At 65.8% G+C, this 351-nt stretch carries 1 protein-coding gene; it reads right to left on the bottom strand.

The window, feature by feature from the left end:
• Positions 1–351, bottom strand: a 351-nt coding sequence (gene ybgF / locus CQ12_RS29125) for a tol-pal system protein YbgF (protein WP_063799835.1), incomplete at both ends; no start/stop codon positions are given.

Here is a 351-nt window from a genome sequence, read left to right as displayed (position 1 = left end):
TTTTCCTTCAGCGCCGCCAGCGACTGGCCGAGCCGCAGCAGCGCGTCGGGCGCCTTGCCCGATTTGTCGTATTTGGAGGTCACGCCGAGAAACGTTTCGGCGGCGTCGCGGTATTGCTGGCGCTGGAAATAGCTTTCGCCGAGCCAGTATTGCGCATCCCCGATCAGCGGGTCGCTCGGATATTTCTGCGAAAAGTTCTTCATGGTCTCTTCGGCCAGCGCATAGTCCTTGCGCTGCATGTAGCCGATGCCGAGATCGAACTCGTCCTTCGAGGTGGCCGAGGGCGGCAGCGTGGTCAGTGCGGCGCTGGCGCCCGGGCCGGGGCCACGCTGCGGCGCGGCTGCCGCCGGC

The sequence above is a fragment of the Bradyrhizobium jicamae genome (assembly GCF_001440395.1).
In the GTDB taxonomy this organism is placed as follows: Bacteria; Pseudomonadota; Alphaproteobacteria; order Rhizobiales; family Xanthobacteraceae; genus Bradyrhizobium; species Bradyrhizobium jicamae.
Note: the sequence above shows the minus strand (reverse complement) of the source record. Positions and strands in the feature narration are given on the sequence as shown.